Here is a 19,015-nt window from a genome sequence, read left to right as displayed (position 1 = left end):
GGGCTAGCAAGCCCAAAGGTATACAGGCGAGAAGGGCACGTCGTTTCACAGGGACTCCACAAAGGCCACCAGTGCCTGACGGTCTCGGGCGTTGAGCTGCAGCACGCGCTGTTTGGCATGCTGCGCTTCGCCACCGTGCCAGAGGATGGCTTCGAGCACGCCGTTGGCGCGCCCGTCATGCAACAGGCGGCGGTGGCCGTTCACGTCGTGCACCAGGCCCACGCCCCACAGCGGCGGGGTTTTCCATTGCCGGCCGTTGGCGGCAAAGTCGGGGCGTCCATCGGCCAGGTCCGGACCCATGTCGTGCAGCAGCAGGTCGGTGTAAGGCCAGATCTTGAGCCCTTGCACTTTGGGGCTGGACAGGCGCGGGAACGGCGTCTCCCCCGTGGTGTAGCTGGGGCGGTGGCAGGCGCTGCATTGGGCTTGGGCAAACAGGGCCTGGCCGCGCTGCACGTTCACGTCGTTCACATTGCGCCGCGCAGCGGGTGCCAGTGTGGACTCGTAGAAGATCACGTCCGACAGCGTGCGGTCATCAATTTCGGGCGCTTTGCCCTGGGCGCCGCGTGGTGCGGCCAGGCAGTCTTTCTGCGCGGGGGTGCAGGCCTCGTCGGGGTGCTGGGTGGAGGTGATGCCCATGTCGCCCAGAAACGCGCCGGCCGTCTGGCTTGCAATGCTGGCCTGGTTGGCTTTCCAGCCAAAACGGCCCACGCGCATGCTCTGGGCAAAGTCGTCCCACACATGGTTGGGTTGGCCTTTCACTGGGCCTGGTGCACCGGCCTGCGCGGCAGCGTTGGCCAGGATCTCGGATTCGGGAATGGCTTCCAGCAGCCCCACGCCGGCCATCTGCGGTGCGATGCGTGGGCTGAGCATGGCGCCAGCCGCCAGTGGGCCATAGGCCAGGTTGGTCAGGCTGTAGATCGGTTTGCGCAGGGTGTAGGCCGTGCCGTCGGCAAACTTGCCTTGCAAGTTCTGGTAGCGGATGCGCACTTGGCCTTCGGGCTGCACGCCCTGGATGGCGGCGTTGTTGAGCTGGTCGCCATACACCGGGTCAGACACCACACCGCCGTGCGCTCCCACGCCGGGGATGGACAGGCGTATGAGCAGCGCCACCGGCGGCTCGCTCAGGCCTTTGCGGAAGTCGGGTGGGGCACCGCGGCCGTCTTGCACGTGGCAACCGCCGCAGGAGCGGGCGATGAAGTGTGGCCCCAGGCCATCACGCGCCGTGGTGGAGGCGGGCGCCTCCACCCAATTGCGACGGAAGAAGGAATTGCCCACGGCGAAGCGTGCACGCTCGTTGTCGTCCAGCGTGGGAAGGGGCATTGAAAAGGCGTTGCGCCCGGTCGCAAAGGCCGTGGCCTCGCCGGCGGTGAGCTCACCCTGAACCGCGCCGGAGAGATCGGCATCGGTGTGGCCCCAGAGTGGCCATGCCAGTGCGGCCAAGGCGCCCGCAGCTGTCAGCGCCAGGCCAACTTTCTCACGGGCCCGCATCACTTGGTCTGTGCCAGTTTGGTGATGCCCAGTGCCGCGGCGGCTTCGGTGATGTCTTTGGACTGTTGCACCAGACTGTCGATGGTTTTTTGCACGCGGATGCGGCCCGGAGCATTCTTGTCGCCCACAATTTCGCGGTCAAACGGAGCCTGGATGGCGTTGGCATTGGCCACGCTTTGGGCGATTTGCTGGCTCACCTTGTCGGCCAGTGCGGCGTCTTTCGCTGCTACCAAGTCCTTGATCGAAGGACCGAGCAGCGTGCTGCCGTCCAGGCGCGTGTAGCTGCCCAGCCAGACGTTCTGAATGCCCTGGGCATTCGCCACCACGTCGCGGTGGGTGTTGTCCGAGAAGCAGGAGTGTTCGTCTTCCTTGTCCTGCGTATTCATGGCCACTTCCAGTCGCTCGCCGGCCAGTTCGCCGCGCGACAACGAGCCCATGCCCACGATCATCTTGCGCACGGACTGGATGCCGCCTTGCTCAAATTTGGCACGGTAGTTTTTGGCGCCCGGTTGCCAGGCTTTGACCAGGTAGCTCAGGTCGTCAATCAACAGTTCTGTGACGGTGGTGAGGTAGGCGCGACGGCGGTCGGCGTTGGGGGCCTTGCCGTTCACATAGTCTTCAAACGAGCGGTCACCGGGGCCGGTTTCGCTCACGTCCTGGCCCCACAGCAGGAATTCGATGGCGTGCCATCCAGCTGCGATGTTCTCTTCGCCACCGCGTTCGTTCAGCTTGGTCAGTGTGGCCTTGTTGATCTTGATCTTGGGGTTGTTGACGATGCCTGACGCGGGCTTGCCCACCACGCGGTCAATGTAGGACTCGTCCAGTGGCCAGGAATTCAGGCGGCCTTCGGGGCCCTTGTCGTCGTCAATGGGGCCGCTGTAGAAGCGGAAGGCCTCGGTCTGGCCATAAAACTCGCGCGCGGCCAGCCAGGCTTTTCTCGCGTCTTCCAAGCCTTGCGCGGAAGGCGAAGCCGCAAAGGCGTTGATGGCCTTTTGCAGGGCTTGTGCGCTGGTCAGCACATCACTGTAGTTGGCGAACACCAGGGTGGCGTAATGCTGCACCACAGCCTTGGGCTCGGTGGTCTGGGCCTGGGCGGACACGCCCAACAACATGGCGGCGCTGAGCAGGCTGGCCTGGAGGAACTGACGCTTGTGCATGAAAGCCTTTCAATAGTGCAAAGTGATCGTGGCCCACATAATAATGCAAATCGTTCTCATTTGTGATGCAAAAAAAGCCAGCGAATGCTGGCTGTGTGGTGAGAGAGAGGACGCGACTTGGGACTTAGGACAACTCGCCCATCTGGCTTTGCAGGTAGTTCTGCAGGCCTACTTTGCCGATCAGATCGATCTGGGTTTCCAGGAAGTCGATATGTTCTTCGGTGTCGTCCAGGATCTTTTGCAGCAGGTCGCGGGACACGTAGTCGCGCACCGATTCGCAATGGGCAATGCCGGCTTTGATGGAGGCTTGCGCGCCGACTTCCGCCTTCAGGTCGCAGGTCAGGCACTCCGGGACATCTTCACCCACCAGTATCTTGGCCATGTCCTGCAGGTTGGGCAGGCCGTCGAGCATGAAGATGCGATCCATCAGCATGTCGGCGTGCTTCATTTCGCCAATCGACTCGGAATATTCCTTCTTGGCGAGCTTCTCCAAACCCCAGTGCTTGTACATGCGGTAGTGCAGGAAATACTGGTTGATGGCGGTGAGTTCGTTCTTCAGTTGGGCCTGCAAATGGCCAATGACTTGTGCGTCGCCTTTCATGGGGAACTCCTTTGAATCAAACCGCCATTATGGCCAGCGCAGCGGGGCAATCCAACGTCTTGCGCTGAAGGCGTGGAGATAAATTCCATGGAATCCAAATGGTTTTGCAAATGAGAATGATTCGCATATACTGAAATCAATGCGAAATGCACGCAGCACCCCACAAGGACCCAAGGAGACGCCATGCCAAGCACCCCTGTCACACCCCACACCACGGAGGAATACACCATGCCCTGTGCCGAAGCCTTGCTGGCTGGCACGCTGGCGCTGATGACTGGCCACGTGCAAGCCTGCTGTGGCGCACACCGAGAGGCGATGGTGGTCAAGATCGTTTCCAACCTCACGGCCTTGGCCGAAGACCCCATGCTGTCGCCCGGTTTCAAGACCTTGCTGTGGTCCTTGCGCGGCCGTTGGTTGGACCATAGCCAGGGCAACGTGCAAGCCCCGTTGCCCAGCGCAGAGCGCGGCCTGTGGCACAGCAGTCCGCAGGTGGTGCAGTGAACAACATACCAGCCATTTGGATGAAATGATGCCTGTAGCCCCCGTCAACCATGCGCAAGCAGCTATTGAAAAGATAGCATTTGGAGGTCCGTCCATGTCTGCCAGTGCACACAGCCATGGTAGCTTTTGCCACCACGAGACCGCCGCGGCTCCCCCCCAGGGGTCTCGGCGCAAACGCCTGTGGGACCTGGGGCATCAGTGCCATTGCCCCTTGGTTGGGGTGAGCTTGCCCATCGACGTGCTGCGTCGGCTGGTCAACAAGGCTCTGGGCGGCAGTGCCGTGGCCAACGACTACGAGGTGCATGCCGGCGCAGTGTCCGAATGCGCGCGACGCTCCAAGCTGTCCGAGCTGATGCAGGCAGAGCTGGACATCCGCTACGCACGCGAGATTCTCTGGTTCAAGACCGCCAAGAGCCCGCTGGCCGTGGCCGATCTCTGGATCAAGTCGCTCAAGGCGGGTGATGTGGCAGGTGCCTTTTGGGCCGCCCTGACGCATCCGCGTTGCGACATGGCGCTGCAGGAAGCCATGTGCAGGGATTTGCACATGTTCCAGCACCAGGCAGGCGCAGGCGTGCGGCTGGAGATGGCGCGCTTCAACGCGCTGGCGGAAGAAAATGCCGTGCTGACGCGCGAGCTGGGCAAAGTGCAGGAGCGCATCACGCGGGTGATGGCGCAGAAGACGGCCGACATTGAGCGTCTGCAGGGCGAACTGCTGCAAGCCCGGGCGGATGCCATCACCAAAGACAGCCGCATCAGTTTCCTGTCGCAAGATCTGGGAGCCCTGCAGGCGTCCATTCCCGATCTGGAAGACAAGCAACGTCTGCAGCGGCGTGTGGACCAAATGGCCCAGCGCCAGACCGAACTGGAGGAGCAAAACGCGGAGCTGCGACGCAAGCTCGCGATGGCGGAGAAGGCTGCCGTGCCGCGTGAAGCTGCCGCCATCCCGGAGGAAGGGGCGCTAGCCCGTGTGCAGGCCATGCCGATACAACTGCACCAAAAGATGGTGCTGTGTGTGGGCGGGCGCAGCGGCAACATTGCCAACTACCGTGATGTGGTCGAGCGCGTGGGCGGCCGCTTTGCCCACCACGATGGGGGTGTAGAAGACAACGCCTCGGTGCTGGACGCCAATCTGGCGGCCGCAGACTTGGTGATTTGCCAGACGGGTTGCATCAGCCACAACGCTTACTGGCGCGTGAAGGATTTTTGCAAGCGCACCGGCAAGCGTTGTGTGTTCGTGGAGAACCCGAGTGCGTCGTCTTTGGAACGCGGGTTGGCGCTATCCGAGGGGGTGGTTCCGTAGCCTGCTTTGCCACCAGACAAACACCGGCGCCCCCACGATCTCCAGTACCGTAAAGCCCACAAACGGCAGCAGCGGCACGCCCACCGCCAGCAACGAGACCAACCGTCCCACACCGCCCAAAAAAATCATCAGCCAGACCGCACGGAACAGCGCGGTCTGGCTCGCGATGCGCGGCACCAGCCACCACACACAGAGGCCCAGGCCCAGCCATACGCCGCCCAGAAAGCGCATATTGCTGTCCAGCGTCGCATCGCGTGGCAGGGCCAGCTTTGCGTACAGCGGGTCGCTCAATCCCATCATGCTGATCAGGCCGGTGAGCACGGGCACCGCGCCCAGCAGGGCTGTTGTGACTTGCAATTGGCGTAGGCTCATGGTTGCACCTGTGTCCACGTGGCCAGCAGGCCTGCCGCAAACAGTACGCAGGCCAGCGCAATGCCACGCCGCGGAATACTGAACCAGTAGCGCCGCGCCAGCGCCAGGTAGGCCAGCAGCGTGCCCATGCCCAGCGCCTGCAAGAACACCGACTGCTGCAACAGCGCTATGTGTTGCGTAGCCAGGTAGCCATACACCAGCCCAAACAGCATGGCGCCCAGGCTGTGGCTGGCGTTAAAGCCCTTCACCGCTAGCCATACCGTGGTCTCGCGCGTCAGCACCGGGTGTGTGGCCTGCATGGCCAGTGCGGTGGCTGCGTCGCGCGGGTGCAACTTGCTGCCATGGAAGGTGTAGAGCAGGTGAACGCTCCCCAGCAGTCCCACCACAGTGGCGCCGGAGGCAAAGAGCAGGGCGGCGAGCTGCATGGCGGGGGCCTTTTTAAAATTTATCTTTACAAGAGAAAGATTTGCGCGATGTTGCACGTATATCTTTCGCATGTCAAGATCGAGCCATGCCTCCCGCCAAGAAGACCCCAAAACCACCCCCCAAGCCCTACCACCATGGCAACCTGCGTGAAACCCTGCTGGTTGCCGCTGATACGGTGTTGGCCGAGCGCGGGGCCCAGGGCCTCACGCTGCGCGATGTGGCCAAGGCTGCGGGCGTGTCCCACGCCGCGCCGTACCACCACTTCGCCAGCCTAAATGACTTGCTGGCTGCCGTGGCCGAGCGCGCGTTTGGCCTGCTGGCCCAGGCGTTGGAGCAGGCCGCCACCGAGCCCGACACGGCCGAGCGCATGCTCAAAATCAACGATGCCTATGTGGCCTGCGCGTTGGCGCGGCCGGCCCAGTTCCGCCTCATGTTTGGCCCGCTGCTCGCGCGCAAGCAGGACTACCCCAATTTCAAGGTGGCGGCCGAACGCGCCTTTGGTGTGGTGCTGGCCGCCGCCAGCGCACACGATCCACAGCGGGGCCCCGAACTCGCGCTGACCGGTTGGAGCCTGGCCCACGGGCTGAGCAACCTGCTGATCGATGGCGCGCTGGAAGGGTTGCCGATTGCGGTGGGGCCGCCCGAAGGGCTGGCGCGGCAACTGGCGGTGCGGGCCTTGGGTGCAATGGGAGCCACGGCATGATCAAGCATTACTTGCAAACCGCCTTCCGCTGGCAGCGTGGCCGCCAGGGCACGGGCTACGACAAGATGCTGCTGCTCACCGCGCGCTGGCCGCTGCCGTTTGACAGCTACCTGATCCGCTACCCCGAGGGTTCGGAGATCCCGCCGCACACCGACCCGGTGCAGGCCGGGCGCCACTACCGCCTCAATATCGTGCTCAAGTCGCCGCGCTCGGGTGGTGAATTTGTCTGCGCCACGCCGATTTACGCCAGCCGCCGCATCAAGCTGTTTCGGCCCGATGCCTGTGAACACAGCGTGACCCGTGTGGTGGGCGGCAGCCGCTACGTGCTGTCGTTGGGCTGGGTGCTGAAGGCGCAGGCCCGATAATCGGGGCATGTCATCCCCCAAAGTGCTATTCGGCTTTCACGCCGTGGGCGTGCGCCTGAAGACCGCCCCCAAATCCATCATCGAAATCTTCTACGAGCCCACGCGCCGCGACGCGCGGATGCGCCAGTTCCTGGAGAAAGTGGCCGAGGCCGGTATTCGCCTGGTCGAGGCTGATGGCATGCGCTTGGCCAAGATTGCTGGCAGCCATGGCCACCAGGGCGTGGCCGCCCGAGTGCAAGAGATCAAGCAGGTCCATTCACTGGACGAGCTGCTCGAAAACCTGGAAGCCTCCAATGCCAATCTGCCGCCGGCTGAACGCACCAACCCGCTCATCCTGGTGCTGGACGGTGTGACCGACCCGCACAACCTGGGTGCCTGTTTGCGCGTGGCCGATGGCGCAGGCGCGCATTGCGTCATCGCCCCGAAAGACCACGCAGCGGGTATCAACGCCACTGTGGCCAAGGTGGCCAGCGGTGCGGCTGAGACCGTGCCGTATTTCATGGTGACCAACCTGGCGCGCACGCTCAATGAGCTCAAGGAACGCAACATCTGGATCATTGGCACCAGCGACCAGGCGACCAGCAACCTCTACCAGGCCGACCTCAAAGGCCCCGTGGCCCTAGTGCTGGGTGCGGAGGGCGATGGCATGCGCCAGCTCACCGCCAAGACCTGCGACCAGCTCGTCAGCATCCCCATGCAGGGCGCGGTGGAAAGCCTGAATGTGTCGGTGGCCAGTGGCGTGTGTCTGTACGAGGCGCTGCGCCAGCGCACTGCTGCCTCGAAGTAAATGGGATCTCGGGGTGCGGTGGTGATTGCTACAAAATCAGGAGCTTCCAGCGCAATATTGACGGGGGCTACAGCCAATTTTATCTGGGTGTTCTGCACCCAGGCATGGCTGTAGTTGGCTGCGAGGAGTTTGCGTGACCAAGACCAAGAAGACTTCCGCAAGCCGCGTCGAACTGCAGGAGATGGCGGAAGCTTTGCGCCATGCGGTCAGTGACTTTGTGCGCCATGTCAGGGCGCAGGTGGACGAGCCCACTTCTGCGCAGAGCGAGACCTTGGTATATCTGGATCGCAGGGGCCCCATCAGTGTCGCGGCACTTGCAGAGATGCGCGGGGTCAAACATCAGAGCATGCGGCTGGTCATCGCCGGCCTTGAGGCCGCAGGGCTCGTGTCACGAGAGCCCGACCCCCGCGACGCGCGCAGTCAACTGGTCACCCTGACCGCATCAGGGCAGTCGGTATTGGAGTCTGCACGGGATGCCCGTTCGCAATGGCTTGCCGACATTTTGGATACCAAGCTTGCGGATTCCGAACGGGAGATTCTTCGTTCGGCCATTCCGGTTTTGCGAAAGATTGCGGGCAAAGACGCGGCTGGGGAGTGATCAGCCAGCCCGGAGCGCAGCCACCACGCCGGCAAGGTTGTTCGCGCCCCAGTGCTCCAGGTAGCGCCCCTCTCGCAAGCGAACGATATCGATCACGTCGATAGAGACCGTGCGGCCCGTGGGAGCCACACCAAAGAATGTGCCCGAGTGAACGCCAGAGATCGTCTTGCGCGTGGTGACCTTGTCGGCTTCCGCCAGTTGATCAAGGATGCGCACCTGCAAATTTGCCAAGGCCGGTCGCAAGACATTCTCAAACGTGTTCCACATGCTTTCCGGGCCAGCAGGTGCACCTTCTGGTGCAGAGCGGTTGATGAACTCTGGGTCCATCAGCGCCTCAAATGCGGCGCGGCTTCCTTGTTCAATGACTTCCACATTGAAGCGGCGGACCGCTGCCTTCATGTCTTCCAGTGTTGTGTCCATGGCGCGTAATCCTTCATTGCTGTTCAGATCTCAAATTTGTGAATTATATACAGCCGAACTGTATATATGAATGCGTACGGTCTTGGGTTGTGGAGCACTGCCAGCCCTGGCGGACAGCGAAAACATTCGCAATGTTCGCTGTCACCCGCGTTACGCCAACACGCCGCAGCATCGCGACGCGCACCTAAGATGCATCTTCTTTTCTGCAAGGGAACATGATGAACATGCGGTTTGACAACAAGGTGGTGTTGGTCACGGGCGGCGGTGGCGGCATTGGCAGGGCCAGCGCATTGGCCTTTGCCAATGCAGGTGCCAAAGTGGCAGTGACCGACCGGGATGTGCAAGCGGGGCAGGAAACCGCCGCTCAGGTCCAGGCGTTGGGCCTGGAGGCCATCTTTATCCAGGCAGATGTGACGCAAGCCGTCCAGGTAGAGGCCATGGTGGCGCAAGTGGTCGCGCATTTTGGACGGCTGGATTGTGCGTTCAACAACGCGGGCATTGAGGAAGAACACATGCGCCTGGCCGACTGCGAGGAAGCCACCTTCGACCGCATCATGGGTGTCAACGTCAAGGGCGTCTGGTTGTGCATGAAGTACCAGGTAGCACAGATGCTGAAGCAGGGCGGCGGTGCCATCGTGAACACTGCCTCCGTGGCGGGCCTGGTCGGTGCACCCAAAATGTCTGCCTACAGCGCAAGCAAGCACGCGGTTATCGGTCTCACCAAATCGGTTGCCGTGGAGTACGGGCGAAAGGGTATCCGCGTGAATGCTGTGTGCCCGGGTGTTATCCGCACCGTCATGTTCGAGCGCGCGGTGCAGGCCGATCCCAAGGTGGCCACCACGGTGGCGGGGGCGCATCCCATCGGCCGTATTGGTGAGGCGGACGAGGTTGCGGCCGCGGTGCTATGGCTCAGCTCGGACGCGGCCAGCTTTGTGACTGGCCATGCGCACACGGTGGATGGTGGCCTGACTTCCATATGAGTATGAAGCTGGAGTGGCGCGTATTCCGGTCTGACTGACCATCTCCTGCGGAATTCCGTGAGCACTATTTGATGGCTACCGGAATTTCGATGTTGCGATCACATATTTACCAGGCTGCTTCGGGCCAGAAGCGCACGCCCGCGAATGGCTGCTTTTGAGTGGTCAAATCGTATTTTCACACCGCGTGGTTCCCGCTTTTAAATTCACTCGAACGGGGGATAGGCAATGCCTTGAGTGACCTTCAAAATTGCAGTAGGAACGATTGACGCTTCTGGCGCGTGCAAAGGCAATGAAACTTAAATGGACCGGAATATTATTTTCCACTCTGATTTTCTTCGGAGCGACGCTACAGTTATTTGGCATTGCTCTAATGGTTAGTGTGCTGGCTAGATTTACGTTCAATGGAAATCATTTATTTTCATATGATTTGTTTTTATCCGCCACCGTAGGTGTTTTGACGTTTTTACTATCCATCATTCAGTTGGCTGCATTCGTATTTCAGAGAAGATTTAATATCTATCAGAAATCCTTAAAAACTGCCCCCATTCTTTTGCTTATTACGATTCTGCAAATTTCTCATCTGTCTGAAGTATCCAACAACGACTTCAATCTGATGATGCTGCTTCTCTGTCTGCCTCTGGCTCTTGTATTTTTGTGCATTCAGGCGGATTGGTTGAAATCAAATCTTCAACAGAGGCCGAAATTCATTCAGTCGATAGACTCATCCTTAATCAAACCACTGGCTGCAATATTTTTTGCTCCTGTTTTAATATTTTTTCTTTTGTTTTATACATTTATCTCAACAATTTATTTTTGAAATGGTTGAGCGAATTTGGCCTTCTTAAACAATATCGAGAAGTTGCCTTTGCAATTGCATTCATACCTCCAGCAATACTCTCATCACTTATGGTATTTTTTGTTTCAAGAAAACTGTATGGAAGGTATGCCGCTATCGTGCAGTTTTTGCTTGTTTCCGGAGTGGCTTTGCTCCTGACGCTGATTGGGTATGACTTGACTTACATGGGTTTCTCAACATCCTTCTTGGCGGCGGGTTTTGTTCTGCTGGCTAAATACGTTGGTGACATTGCCCCTGACGTTTCAGGAGCTTCTCGACACCGCTTTTAAAGAGATTTTTCTAGGCAGCGCAAGTGCGCTGCAATCCGTGAGAATCGGGTCGACTCTTGACGGATGGTGCAGATGCGGGGGCGCTGCTCTAAACCAATTCACGGGGACCGATAGTCGTCCTTCAGAACGGCCCGGGCCAGCGACTGCTCAAGGTGTTTGATGCTGTGTTTGTCACCATCAGACCTGAAAACAAAATACTCGCCGTGGCTGTTGATGGCATGGATGGTCAGCACATAGCTTGTGCTTTCACCGTGACTGCTGTCCCTAAGTTCGCGCACAACTTGCGCTTCATTTCCGGCAAATGAGTATTTGGGATCACCGCTATCCATTCGCACGCTGGTAAATTGTTGTCTAGCGATTGATAGACGGCGATTCCCGGAAGGCAGTTTTATTCGGAGTGCCCAAAGCGCAATCATGGCGACGACGTTTAGCCCCAGAAAGACTGGATTGACGTAGGTCTCGGCGTTCATGCGGGTAGCCGGCGCTTCTTTCCTCTAGATCCAGCCCATCCATCCCGCAATCGCCCCGGCGCCCAGCATCCACAGAATATGGAGGCGGGTCTTCCATACAAGGTAGGTGCTGACGGCGGTAACGGCCCAGAGGGCCAGGTGGTGGGCGTCGGCTTTGTGGTTGGCGGCCAAAATCCAGCCGGTGGCGACTAGCAGGGCGATCACCAGCGGGGCCATGCCTTGTTTGAAGGCACGTACGGCGCGCAACTCGCGGTTGCGGTGGCCCCAGCGCGCTGCGGTGAAGGTGAGTAGGGAGCTGGGCAGCATGATGCCGACCATCGATATCAACACGCCCAGCAGCGCCAGGGCTATGCCGTGCCAGCCTGCACCCAGGCCGCCACCTGCGTTGAGACCAATGTTCCAGCCCAGCAGGGGCACAAACAGGATGTTGGGGCCCGGCGCGGCCTGGGCGAGCGCTATGCTGTTGCTGAACTGCTCGTCGTCCAGCCAGGCTTGTTGCACCACCAGAAAGCGCTGCATGTCGGGCGCGGTAGTAATGGCGCCGCCCACCGCCAGCAGCGAGAGCGTGCCAAAGTGCAGCAGCAGTTCCAGCCACTGGCTGGCGTGCATGGTGATGCTCATGGGGCCTCCTTCTTGTCGGCCCGCTTGCCCAGGCAGACATAGGCCCACAGGCCGCCCAGACCGCCTAAGCCCAGCAGCACCCAAGCCAGTGGCACGCGCAGCAGGGCCACGGCCACAAAGGTTGCGGCCATCAGCCCCATGCAGGCCGCCAGACCCATGACATTGCTTTTGAGCGCAGGTACCAGGCGCAGCCCGGCGGCGATGATGAGTCCGGCGGCCACCGCTCCCATGCCACGTAGTGCGCCCTGGGCCTGCGGGTTATCGGCCACGCCGGCAAAGGCTGCGGCCATGACCAGCACCAAGACCAGTGGAACGCACAGCATGCCGGCTACGCCCGCAATGGCGCCGCGCCAGCCAAAGTAGCGGTCACCCAGCATCAGCGAGAGGTTCACCACATTCGGCCCGGGAAGGATCTGCGCCACGGCCCAGTCCTCCACAAACTCTTCGGCGGTGAGCCATTTCTTGCGCTCCACCAGTTCGCGCTGGGCAATGGCCAGCACGCCACCAAAGCCCTGTAGGGCCAGCAGCGAGAAGGAGATGAACAGGTCCGTTTTGGAGCGCGGGGCGGGGCGGTGCGTGGAGGCGGGTGTGCTGGGCGACATGCAGGCGATTCAGGCGGGCTGCCCCACCACAGTGAACTGGTCGCTATTGTCGCGCAGCCACTGTTGCGACCGAGTGGTGTCCTGCTGGCGGGGGTGAAAATCTTCGCGCAGGTAGGCGCGCCACAGCGCCCGGTTGCTGGAGATGATGCCCGCCTTGCCAAACAGGAACCGTCCTGCGCTGCGCCAGGTGCCCCAGCGGAACAACGCGCCGTCGTGCCAAAGGTTGCGGATGGTTTGGCGCGTTACATCGGCAAAGAAGGTCATGGTGATGTAGCGAAACAGGCGCAGGCGCCACTCGTGGTTGCCGCCTATGGCCTGGTACATATCAAACGCGGTGCTGCAGTGTTCGGACTCTTCGGCGCTGTGCCACAGCCACAGGGTTTTCAGGCGGTCCTCGCTGCCCGCCAGTGCCTCGGGGTGGGCCAGCATCCAGTCGGCAAAGATGGCGGTCAGGTGTTCGGTGGCCGCGGTGGCGGCCACGTGGATGCGCACATCGCGGTGCGCATTGGCTTGCAGGCGTTTGGCGGCGCGGCGCTCCAGCGCGTTGTCAAAACCCTGCTGTTCCAGATGCCCATTGAACAGCGCGTGGATGCGGCGGTGTGTGGCCTCTTGGCCCACAAAGCCCTGCACCTCGGCCGCAAAGCGCGCACGCTGGTCCTCGGGCAGGGTCTTCAGGCCGGCGCGCACCGAGTCCATGAAGTACTGCTCACCCAGCGGAAAGCTCATGGACAGCGCGTTGAAAAAGGCCGAACGAAAGGCGTCGCCCCCGTTCCAGCGCACGGCAAAGGGCGTGCTCAGGTCAATCAGCAGTTTGCGAACCACGAGGTGGGTCATGCGGAGGCTCCGGGTGAAGAAGGGTGCAGGCCGTGCAGCTGGGCCAGCAGCCATTGGATCACGGTCGCGTCGGTGCACAGCTGCACATGGCCCACGCCGTCAAACACCGTGGGCGTGATGCCGGGCAGGGTCTGTGCGCGCTGGGGGTAGACGATGTTGTCTTGCGGGGTAATGGCAATGCGCAGCAGGCCGCGCAGCTCTGCGGATTCGGAGGCGGCCAAGTCCTGCAACCAGGCGCTGTTCCAGTCCATCTGCCGGCCATTGGGGGTGCGCGGGTGCGCATCGATCTGCGTGCCCGCGTGCGGTGTGCCCAGCGTGATAACGCGCGCCACCCGGGCCGTACCGTGGGCGCGCATCCAGGCACGGATGGCCAGGCCGCCCATGCTGTGGCCCACCAGCAGCACCTGGTCTGTGCCCGCATGCTGGCGCAACGCCTGTACCGCGGCCTCCACGATGGGGGCGTAGTCATCGATGGAGGTAAACACTGGCTCCAGATTCACCGCCAACATTGCGTGGCCCTGGGCGCGCAGCTGCGTGGCCACGGGGTCCCACAGCCGGTGGTTGCACAGGTAACCATGCACCAGCACCACAGGCAGCTGGGGCGTGCCGCCCGTGGCGGGCAGTACGGCAGGGGCTTGCACGGTCCAGGGCTGGCGCAGCACAAAGGTCTGGAACTCGGCCACCGTCTCACCCAACCAGGCACTCCACCAGTGCGCCGCAGGCTCACCCGCCGCGCGGGACTTTAGGGCCGACACCAGGTTCACCCCCACCAGCGTGGCGCAGGGCAGGGCGATAGCCCCCAGAAGCAGCCACACCGCCCCGCCATACGACCGCGACGCTGCCCAACCCAACAGGGCGCCCAGCGCCATTTGGGTGAACAGAATGCGGCGTAGCAGGCGGGCGAGCATGGACGTGGGGTCAGTACTGAGGTTGGTGACGGCGGATGGCGGCTTTCACATCATCGCTCAGCGCAAAGCCCGAGCCATACTGCGCGGCCAGTTCGGCGGCCCGTGCCTCAAACGCCTCTATACCCATGCCATAAATGAACTGCATGGCGCCACCGGTCCAGGCCGGAAAGCCGATGCCGAAGATGGAGCCAATGTTGGCGTCGTGCACGCTGGTCAGCACGTTTTCGCTCAGGCAGCGCGCGGTCTCCACCGCCTGGCGGTAGAGCAGGCGGTCTTTCAGGTCGGTGATGGTCCATGGCGCATCCGGCTTCTCAAACAGCCCTTTGAGGTCAGGCCACAGAAACTTCTTGGCGCCTTTCTCGGTGGGGTACTCATAGAAGCCCGCGCCGCCAGCGCGTCCGGGGCGCTCATGTTTGCGCACCATCTGCTCCACCACCAGTTCGCCCGGTGTGGCCACATAGGTCTTGCCCTCGGCCTCAAAGTCTTTGCGGGTCTGCTCCATCACATGCATGCTCAGCGTGAGCGTCGTTTCGTCCAGCACGGCCAGCGGGCCCACGGGCATGCCGCACTGGATGCCGGCGTTCTCGATGGCGGCAGCGGGAATGCCTTCGCCCAGCATGGCCGCGCCTTCCATCACAAAGGTGCCGAATACGCGGCTGGTGAAGAAGCCGCGCGAGTCGTTCACCACGATGGGGAACTTGCCCAGGGCCTGCACATAGTCGTAGGCGCGGGCCACGGTTTCGTCATCCGTCTGTTTGCCCTTGATGATTTCCACCAGCTTCATCTTGTCCACCGGGCTGAAGAAGTGGATGCCGATGAACTTGCTGGCGTCGCGGCTGGCCGTGGCCAGGCCGGTGATGGGCAGGGTGGAGGTGTTGGAAGCGAAGAAGCCGCCGGGCGCCAGCAGGGGCTCGGCCTCTTGCGTCACGCGGGCTTTCAGCTCGCGGTTCTCGAACACGGCTTCGATGATGAGGTCGCAGCCCTGCAGGTCGGCCGTGCTGCCGGTGGGGTGGATCAGGTCGAGGATGGCCTGTTGCGCCTCGGGCTTCATGCGGCCCTTGTCCACGCGGCCCTGGGTGATTTTGGCGCTGTAGCTCTTGCCCAGGTCGGCCTTCTCCTGGCTCAAGTCCTTCAGCACCGTGGCAATGCCTTTGCTCGCCTGGCTGTAGGCAATGCCCGCGCCCATCATGCCCGCGCCCAGCAGGCCCACCTTGGCGGGCTTGAAGCGTGGCACGCCGGCCGGGCGGCTCTGGCCGCTCTTGATGGCGTTGAGGTTGAAGAAGAAGGTGTTGATCATGGCCTTGGCCTGCGGGCCGGACATGAGCTTGGCCAGGTACCGGCTCTCGATGCGCAGCGCGGTCTCTATATCGACCTGCAGGCCTTCCACCATGCAGGCGATGATGGCCTCGGGCGCGGGGTAGAGGCCGCGCGTCTGCTTCTTGATGACGGCCGGCGCCACCGGCAGCATCTGCGCCACGGCCGGGTTGCTGGGCAGGCCGCCGGGCACCTTGTAGCCCTTGGCTTCCCAGGGGTGTTGGGCGTTGGGGTTGGCGGCAATCCAGGCCAGGGCCTTCGTCTTCATTTCTGCCGCCGCGTCGGGGCCGGACGCCACCAGCTCATGCACCAGGCCCAGGCTCTTGGCCTGGCTGGGGCTGAAGGTCTTGCCCTCCACCAGGTAGGGCTGCGCGCCCATCAGGCCCAGGTGGCGCGTCATCTTGGTCACGCCGCTGGCGCCGGGCAGCAGGCCCAGCGTCACCTCAGGCAGGCCAAACTGGGTCTTCTTGTCGTCCACGGCAATGCGGTAATGGCCCACCAGCGCCACCTCCCAGCCGCCGCCCAGCGCCGTGCCGTTGAGCAGGCTGACCACGGGCTTGCCCAGGGTCTCGATGGTGCGGAAGTTCTTTTTGACGCGCTCGATTTCTTCAAAGATGCGCGGCGCGTCCGCCGGGGTCAGGCGCATGGCGGCCTTGAGGTCGGCCCCAGCGAAGAAGGTGGTTTTTGCCGACGCCAGCAAGATACCGGTGATGCTGTCCTTGTCCTGCAGCACGCGGGCGGCCACGGCGTCCATGTCTTCCTGCCACTGCAGGCACATGGTGTTGACGGGGGAGTCTGGTTCGTCAAAGGTGATGGTGGCGATACCGTTGTCCAGGGAATAGCGGATGGTTTTCATGGAAGGTTCCTGCTATGAATTGAGGAGCTGCTTGCGCAATGGATACGGGGGCTGGAGGCCTAAAAGGTTTCAAAGTCGCTCGACAATGGTCGCAATGCCCATGCCGCCGCCCACGCACAGCGTGGCCAGGCCGTAGCGCAGCTTGCGGCGGTGCAGCTCATCAATCAGCGTGCCCAGAATCATGGCGCCCGTGGCACCCAGCGGGTGGCCCATGGCGATGGCGCCGCCGTTCACGTTCACCTTGTCGTGCGGCACCTTCATCTCTTTCATGAAGCGCATCACCACCGCGGCAAAGGCCTCGTTCACTTCAAACAGGTCAATGTCATCCACGCTGAGGCCTGCCTTGGCCAGCGCCTTGCGCGTGGCGGGCATGGGGCCGGTGAGCATGATGGTGGGGTCGGCACCGCTGAGCGCCGTGGCCACAATGCGGGCGCGCGGTGTGAGGTTGTGCGCCTTGGCCGCGGCCTCGTTGCCCACCAGCACGGCTGCGGCGCCGTCCACAATGCCCGAGGAGTTGCCCGCGTGGTGCACATGGTGGATGCGCTCCACCTGCGGGTAACGGGTCAGCGCCACGGCATCAAAGCCCATGCCGCCCATGTCGGCAAACGCGGGTTTGAGCCCGGCCAGGCCTTCCAGCGTGGTGCCGGGTTTGATGAATTCGTCGCGCGCCAGAATGGTCTGGCCCAGAGCGTCCTTCACGGGCCGTACGGACGCATCAAAGTAGCCCGCCGCCTGCGCCTTGGTGGCGCGGCGTTGTGATTCGAGCGCGTAGGCGTCCACATCGGCGCGGGTGAAGCCTTCCAGCGTGGCGATCAGGTCCGCACCAATGCCTTGGGGCACAAACAGGGTTTGCGAATTGGTTTCGGGGTCCATGGCCCAGGCGCCACCGTCGGAGCCTATCGGCACGCGGCTCATGCTCTCCACGCCACCGGCCACCACCAAGTCTTCCCAGCCGGAGCGCACCTTTTGCGCCGCCATGTTCACGGCCTCCAGGCCGGAGGCGCAGAAGCGGTTGATCTGCACGCCGGCCGCCTGGAAGTCCCAGCCCGCTTTGAGCGCGGCCACCTTGGGAATCACGGCGCCCTGGTCGCCCACGGGGGACACCACACCCATCACTACGTCATCCACGCGCGAGGTATCAAAGCCGTGGCGCTGCTGCAGGTCGGTCAGCAGACCGGCCAAGAGCGTGACGGGTTTGACCTCGTGCAGGCTGCCGTCTTTCTTGCCCTTGCCGCGCGGGGTGCGGATGGCGTCAAACACAAATGCTTCGCTCATGGGGTGTCTCCTCGGGTTGTTCGGGCGCAGGGCAGGGCAAGGCCTGTCGTTCTGGACTGAATTGCAGTATATTCTTTTTACCAAGCAAATGCTTTGTAAAAATAATGTCACATGACCCGAGGAAACCCCATGATTGAACGCACCCTGTTTTCCCCCGACCACGAGTCTTTCCGCGACAGCTTTCGCCGCTTCATGGAGAAAGAGATTGCGCCCTTCCACGCCGAATGGGAAGAGCAGGGCTATGTGGACCGCGCCGTGTGGAACAAGGCTGGCGAGAACGGCTTTCTCTGCATGACCATGCCCGAGGAATATGGCGGCTCCCAGGCGGACAAGCTGTACTCGGTCATCCAGATGGAGGAACTGGCGCGCGGCGGCTTCACGGGCATTGGCTTCAGCCTGCACAGTGAGATCGTGGCGCCGTACATCCTGCACTACGGCACGCCCGAACAGAAAGCCAAGTACCTGCCCAAACTGGCCAGCGGAGAGATGGTGGGCGCCATTGCCATGAGCGAGCCCGCTGCGGGCTCGGACCTGCAGGGCATCAAGGCAACCGCTATCCAGCAACCAGATGGCAGCTACCTGCTCAACGGCAGCAAGACCTTCATCACCAACGGCTGGCATGCGGACCTGGTGGTCGTGGTCGCCAAGACCAACCCGGCTGCGGGCGGCAAGGGCACCAGCCTGCTGCTGGTGGAGCGCGGCATGCCGGGCTTCAGCGTGGGCCAGCGCCTCAAGAAGCTGGGCATGAAGGCGCAGGACACATCCGAGCTGTTCTTTGACAACGTGCGCGTGCCAGCCGACAACCTACTGGGCGGCAAGGCGTATGAGAACAAGGGCTTCATCTGCCTGATGGAGCAACTGCCCTGGGAGCGGCTGCAGATTTCCATCACTGCGGTGGCCGCGGCCCAGGCAGCTATTGACTGGACCGTGGACTATGTGAAAGAACGCAAGGTGTTTGGCCAACCGGTCGCCAGCTTCCAGAACACCCGATTCACCCTCGCCGAGCTGCAGACCCAGGTGCAGGTGGCGCGTGTGTTTGTCGATAAATGCTGCGAACTCGTGAACGTGGACAAGCTGGACACCGCTACCGCCAGCATGGCCAAGTACTGGACCACCGACCTGCAGTGCAAGGTGATGGACGAATGTGTGCAGCTGTTTGGCGGCTACGGCTACATGTGGGAATACCCCATCACTCGCGCCTACGCGGATGCACGCGTGCAACGCATCTACGGCGGCACCAACGAGATCATGAAAGAGGTGATCACGCGGTCCATGGGGCTGGGGGCCAAATAGGCCGACCCTTTAGCGCAAC

23 protein-coding genes are annotated in these 19,015 nt (G+C 62.0%); 10 read left to right on the top strand and 13 right to left on the bottom strand.

What is annotated here, in order from left to right:
• Nucleotides 1–45: 45 nt before the first annotated feature.
• The 3 genes from AC07OE_RS09115 to bfr all read right to left on the bottom strand — a co-directional run bounded on the left by AC07OE_RS09115 (nucleotide 46) and on the right by bfr (nucleotide 3,246).
• A complete protein-coding gene (locus tag AC07OE_RS09115; protein WP_495070253.1) occupies nucleotides 46–1,488 on the bottom strand; it encodes a di-heme oxidoreductase family protein in 1,443 nt (480 codons plus the stop codon).
• Nucleotides 1,488–2,645, bottom strand: coding sequence for an imelysin family protein (locus AC07OE_RS09110; RefSeq protein WP_495070252.1), 1,158 nt, complete (start codon nucleotides 2,643–2,645; stop codon nucleotides 1,488–1,490). Before AC07OE_RS09110 ends, AC07OE_RS09115 begins: the two co-directional genes overlap by 1 nt.
• Nucleotides 2,646–2,769: 124 nt before the next feature.
• Nucleotides 2,770–3,246, bottom strand: a complete 477-nt coding sequence (gene bfr, locus AC07OE_RS09105; RefSeq protein WP_495070251.1) for a bacterioferritin — start codon at nucleotides 3,244–3,246, stop codon at nucleotides 2,770–2,772.
• Between the two features lie 183 nt (nucleotides 3,247–3,429).
• Here bfr and AC07OE_RS09100 point away from each other — a divergent pair, with 183 nt between their 5' ends.
• Together AC07OE_RS09100 and AC07OE_RS09095 are read left to right on the top strand one after the other, a co-directional pair.
• Nucleotides 3,430–3,747 (top strand): hypothetical protein, encoded by a 318-nt coding sequence (locus AC07OE_RS09100; protein ID WP_495070250.1) that lies wholly within the window; start codon nucleotides 3,430–3,432, stop codon nucleotides 3,745–3,747.
• A gap of 94 nt (nucleotides 3,748–3,841) precedes the next feature.
• On the top strand, nucleotides 3,842–5,047 hold the full coding sequence (locus tag AC07OE_RS09095) for a DUF2325 domain-containing protein (protein ID WP_495070249.1): 1,206 nt from the start codon (nucleotides 3,842–3,844) through the stop codon (nucleotides 5,045–5,047).
• Here the strand turns inward: AC07OE_RS09095 and AC07OE_RS09090 are convergent.
• Both AC07OE_RS09090 and AC07OE_RS09085 read right to left on the bottom strand, forming a co-directional pair.
• Nucleotides 5,024–5,419 carry a DUF4345 domain-containing protein gene (locus AC07OE_RS09090; protein WP_495070248.1) on the bottom strand — a complete coding sequence of 132 codons (396 nt, stop codon included), beginning with the start codon at nucleotides 5,417–5,419 and terminating at the stop codon, nucleotides 5,024–5,026. The genes AC07OE_RS09095 and AC07OE_RS09090 overlap by 24 nt on opposite strands.
• On the bottom strand, nucleotides 5,416–5,844 hold the full coding sequence (locus AC07OE_RS09085; protein ID WP_495070247.1) for an LIC_13387 family protein: 429 nt from the start codon (nucleotides 5,842–5,844) through the stop codon (nucleotides 5,416–5,418). The genes AC07OE_RS09090 and AC07OE_RS09085 overlap by 4 nt, the downstream gene beginning before the upstream one ends.
• Nucleotides 5,845–5,930: 86 nt before the next feature.
• Here AC07OE_RS09085 and AC07OE_RS09080 point away from each other — a divergent pair, with 86 nt between their 5' ends.
• From AC07OE_RS09080 to AC07OE_RS09065, 4 genes are all read left to right on the top strand, one after another.
• Complete coding sequence (locus tag AC07OE_RS09080) at nucleotides 5,931–6,548, top strand: TetR/AcrR family transcriptional regulator (protein WP_495070246.1); 618 nt, start codon at nucleotides 5,931–5,933, stop codon at nucleotides 6,546–6,548.
• Nucleotides 6,545–6,913: a 2OG-Fe(II) oxygenase family protein gene (locus tag AC07OE_RS09075; RefSeq protein ID WP_495070245.1), complete on the top strand. Its 369-nt coding sequence runs from the start codon at nucleotides 6,545–6,547 to the stop codon at nucleotides 6,911–6,913. Before AC07OE_RS09080 ends, AC07OE_RS09075 begins: the two co-directional genes overlap by 4 nt.
• 7 nt (nucleotides 6,914–6,920) lie before the next feature.
• A complete protein-coding gene (gene rlmB / locus AC07OE_RS09070; protein WP_495070244.1) occupies nucleotides 6,921–7,700 on the top strand; it encodes a 23S rRNA (guanosine(2251)-2'-O)-methyltransferase RlmB in 780 nt (259 codons plus the stop codon).
• Nucleotides 7,701–7,833: 133 nt separating this feature from the next.
• Nucleotides 7,834–8,298, top strand: coding sequence for a MarR family winged helix-turn-helix transcriptional regulator (locus AC07OE_RS09065; RefSeq protein WP_495070243.1), 465 nt, complete (start codon nucleotides 7,834–7,836; stop codon nucleotides 8,296–8,298).
• On the opposite strand, the gene AC07OE_RS09060 is transcribed toward AC07OE_RS09065, so the two are convergent.
• Nucleotides 8,299–8,718 (bottom strand): ester cyclase, encoded by a 420-nt coding sequence (locus tag AC07OE_RS09060; protein WP_495070242.1) that lies wholly within the window; start codon nucleotides 8,716–8,718, stop codon nucleotides 8,299–8,301.
• Nucleotides 8,719–8,936: 218 nt separating this feature from the next.
• On the opposite strand from AC07OE_RS09060, the gene AC07OE_RS09055 reads away from it, so the two are divergent.
• From AC07OE_RS09055 to AC07OE_RS09045, 3 genes are all read left to right on the top strand, one after another.
• Complete coding sequence (locus AC07OE_RS09055) at nucleotides 8,937–9,698, top strand: SDR family oxidoreductase (protein WP_495070241.1); 762 nt, start codon at nucleotides 8,937–8,939, stop codon at nucleotides 9,696–9,698.
• A 262-nt stretch (nucleotides 9,699–9,960) separates the two neighbouring features.
• Complete coding sequence (locus AC07OE_RS09050; protein ID WP_495070240.1) at nucleotides 9,961–10,515, top strand: hypothetical protein; 555 nt, start codon at nucleotides 9,961–9,963, stop codon at nucleotides 10,513–10,515.
• Entirely contained in the window at nucleotides 10,512–10,823 is a 312-nt protein-coding gene (locus tag AC07OE_RS09045; RefSeq protein WP_495070239.1) for a hypothetical protein, read from the top strand. The genes AC07OE_RS09050 and AC07OE_RS09045 overlap by 4 nt, the downstream gene beginning before the upstream one ends.
• Nucleotides 10,824–10,921: 98 nt before the next feature.
• Here the strand turns inward: AC07OE_RS09045 and AC07OE_RS09040 are convergent, their stop codons facing one another.
• The 7 genes from AC07OE_RS09040 to AC07OE_RS09010 form a co-directional block, all read right to left on the bottom strand.
• Nucleotides 10,922–11,293 (bottom strand): hypothetical protein, encoded by a 372-nt coding sequence (locus AC07OE_RS09040; protein WP_495070238.1) that lies wholly within the window; start codon nucleotides 11,291–11,293, stop codon nucleotides 10,922–10,924.
• Nucleotides 11,294–11,317: 24 nt separating this feature from the next.
• Nucleotides 11,318–11,914, bottom strand: coding sequence for a chromate transporter (locus AC07OE_RS09035; protein ID WP_495070237.1), 597 nt, complete (start codon nucleotides 11,912–11,914; stop codon nucleotides 11,318–11,320).
• Complete coding sequence (locus AC07OE_RS09030; RefSeq protein WP_495070236.1) at nucleotides 11,911–12,516, bottom strand: chromate transporter; 606 nt, start codon at nucleotides 12,514–12,516, stop codon at nucleotides 11,911–11,913. The genes AC07OE_RS09035 and AC07OE_RS09030 overlap by 4 nt, the downstream gene beginning before the upstream one ends.
• 9 nt (nucleotides 12,517–12,525) lie before the next feature.
• The gene (locus tag AC07OE_RS09025) at nucleotides 12,526–13,350 is read right to left on the bottom strand and encodes a metal-dependent hydrolase (RefSeq protein WP_495070235.1); all 825 of its coding nucleotides are present in this window, start codon (nucleotides 13,348–13,350) and stop codon (nucleotides 12,526–12,528) included.
• A complete protein-coding gene (locus tag AC07OE_RS09020) occupies nucleotides 13,347–14,258 on the bottom strand; it encodes an esterase/lipase family protein (RefSeq protein ID WP_495070234.1) in 912 nt (303 codons plus the stop codon). The genes AC07OE_RS09025 and AC07OE_RS09020 overlap by 4 nt, the downstream gene beginning before the upstream one ends.
• Nucleotides 14,259–14,268: 10 nt before the next feature.
• On the bottom strand, nucleotides 14,269–16,428 hold the full coding sequence (locus AC07OE_RS09015; protein WP_495070233.1) for a 3-hydroxyacyl-CoA dehydrogenase NAD-binding domain-containing protein: 2,160 nt from the start codon (nucleotides 16,426–16,428) through the stop codon (nucleotides 14,269–14,271).
• A gap of 69 nt (nucleotides 16,429–16,497) precedes the next feature.
• Nucleotides 16,498–17,703: an acetyl-CoA C-acetyltransferase gene (locus tag AC07OE_RS09010; protein ID WP_495070232.1), complete on the bottom strand. Its 1,206-nt coding sequence runs from the start codon at nucleotides 17,701–17,703 to the stop codon at nucleotides 16,498–16,500.
• Nucleotides 17,704–17,832: 129 nt separating this feature from the next.
• Here AC07OE_RS09010 and AC07OE_RS09005 point away from each other — a divergent pair, with 129 nt between their 5' ends.
• The gene (locus AC07OE_RS09005) at nucleotides 17,833–18,996 is read left to right on the top strand and encodes an acyl-CoA dehydrogenase family protein (RefSeq protein ID WP_495070231.1); all 1,164 of its coding nucleotides are present in this window, start codon (nucleotides 17,833–17,835) and stop codon (nucleotides 18,994–18,996) included.
• The last annotated feature ends 19 nt before the right edge of the window (nucleotides 18,997–19,015 follow it).

The sequence above is a fragment of the Rhodoferax sp. GW821-FHT09E07 genome (genome assembly GCF_059416145.1).
This window is presented reverse-complemented; position numbering and strand designations above follow the sequence as displayed.

Excerpts from the sequence above, each read along its gene's own strand:
- AC07OE_RS09115 (WP_495070253.1), bottom strand. The coding sequence starts at position 1,488 with ATGCGGGCCCGTGAGAAAGTTGGCCTGGCGCTGACAGCTGCGGGCGCC.
- AC07OE_RS09110 (WP_495070252.1), bottom strand. The coding sequence starts at position 2,645 with ATGCACAAGCGTCAGTTCCTCCAGGCCAGCCTGCTCAGCGCCGCCATG.
- bfr (WP_495070251.1), bottom strand. The coding sequence starts at position 3,246 with ATGAAAGGCGACGCACAAGTCATTGGCCATTTGCAGGCCCAACTGAAG.
- AC07OE_RS09100 (WP_495070250.1), top strand. The coding sequence starts at position 3,430 with ATGCCAAGCACCCCTGTCACACCCCACACCACGGAGGAATACACCATG.
- AC07OE_RS09095 (WP_495070249.1), top strand. The coding sequence starts at position 3,842 with ATGTCTGCCAGTGCACACAGCCATGGTAGCTTTTGCCACCACGAGACC.
- AC07OE_RS09090 (WP_495070248.1), bottom strand. The coding sequence starts at position 5,419 with ATGAGCCTACGCCAATTGCAAGTCACAACAGCCCTGCTGGGCGCGGTG.
- AC07OE_RS09085 (WP_495070247.1), bottom strand. The coding sequence starts at position 5,844 with ATGCAGCTCGCCGCCCTGCTCTTTGCCTCCGGCGCCACTGTGGTGGGA.
- AC07OE_RS09080 (WP_495070246.1), top strand. The coding sequence starts at position 5,931 with ATGCCTCCCGCCAAGAAGACCCCAAAACCACCCCCCAAGCCCTACCAC.
- AC07OE_RS09075 (WP_495070245.1), top strand. The coding sequence starts at position 6,545 with ATGATCAAGCATTACTTGCAAACCGCCTTCCGCTGGCAGCGTGGCCGC.
- rlmB (WP_495070244.1), top strand. The coding sequence starts at position 6,921 with ATGTCATCCCCCAAAGTGCTATTCGGCTTTCACGCCGTGGGCGTGCGC.
- AC07OE_RS09060 (WP_495070242.1), bottom strand. The coding sequence starts at position 8,718 with ATGGACACAACACTGGAAGACATGAAGGCAGCGGTCCGCCGCTTCAAT.
- AC07OE_RS09055 (WP_495070241.1), top strand. The coding sequence starts at position 8,937 with ATGAACATGCGGTTTGACAACAAGGTGGTGTTGGTCACGGGCGGCGGT.
- AC07OE_RS09040 (WP_495070238.1), bottom strand. The coding sequence starts at position 11,293 with ATGAACGCCGAGACCTACGTCAATCCAGTCTTTCTGGGGCTAAACGTC.
- AC07OE_RS09035 (WP_495070237.1), bottom strand. The coding sequence starts at position 11,914 with ATGAGCATCACCATGCACGCCAGCCAGTGGCTGGAACTGCTGCTGCAC.
- AC07OE_RS09030 (WP_495070236.1), bottom strand. The coding sequence starts at position 12,516 with ATGTCGCCCAGCACACCCGCCTCCACGCACCGCCCCGCCCCGCGCTCC.
- AC07OE_RS09025 (WP_495070235.1), bottom strand. The coding sequence starts at position 13,350 with ATGACCCACCTCGTGGTTCGCAAACTGCTGATTGACCTGAGCACGCCC.
- AC07OE_RS09020 (WP_495070234.1), bottom strand. The coding sequence starts at position 14,258 with ATGCTCGCCCGCCTGCTACGCCGCATTCTGTTCACCCAAATGGCGCTG.
- AC07OE_RS09015 (WP_495070233.1), bottom strand. The coding sequence starts at position 16,428 with ATGAAAACCATCCGCTATTCCCTGGACAACGGTATCGCCACCATCACC.
- AC07OE_RS09010 (WP_495070232.1), bottom strand. The coding sequence starts at position 17,703 with ATGAGCGAAGCATTTGTGTTTGACGCCATCCGCACCCCGCGCGGCAAG.
- AC07OE_RS09005 (WP_495070231.1), top strand. The coding sequence starts at position 17,833 with ATGATTGAACGCACCCTGTTTTCCCCCGACCACGAGTCTTTCCGCGAC.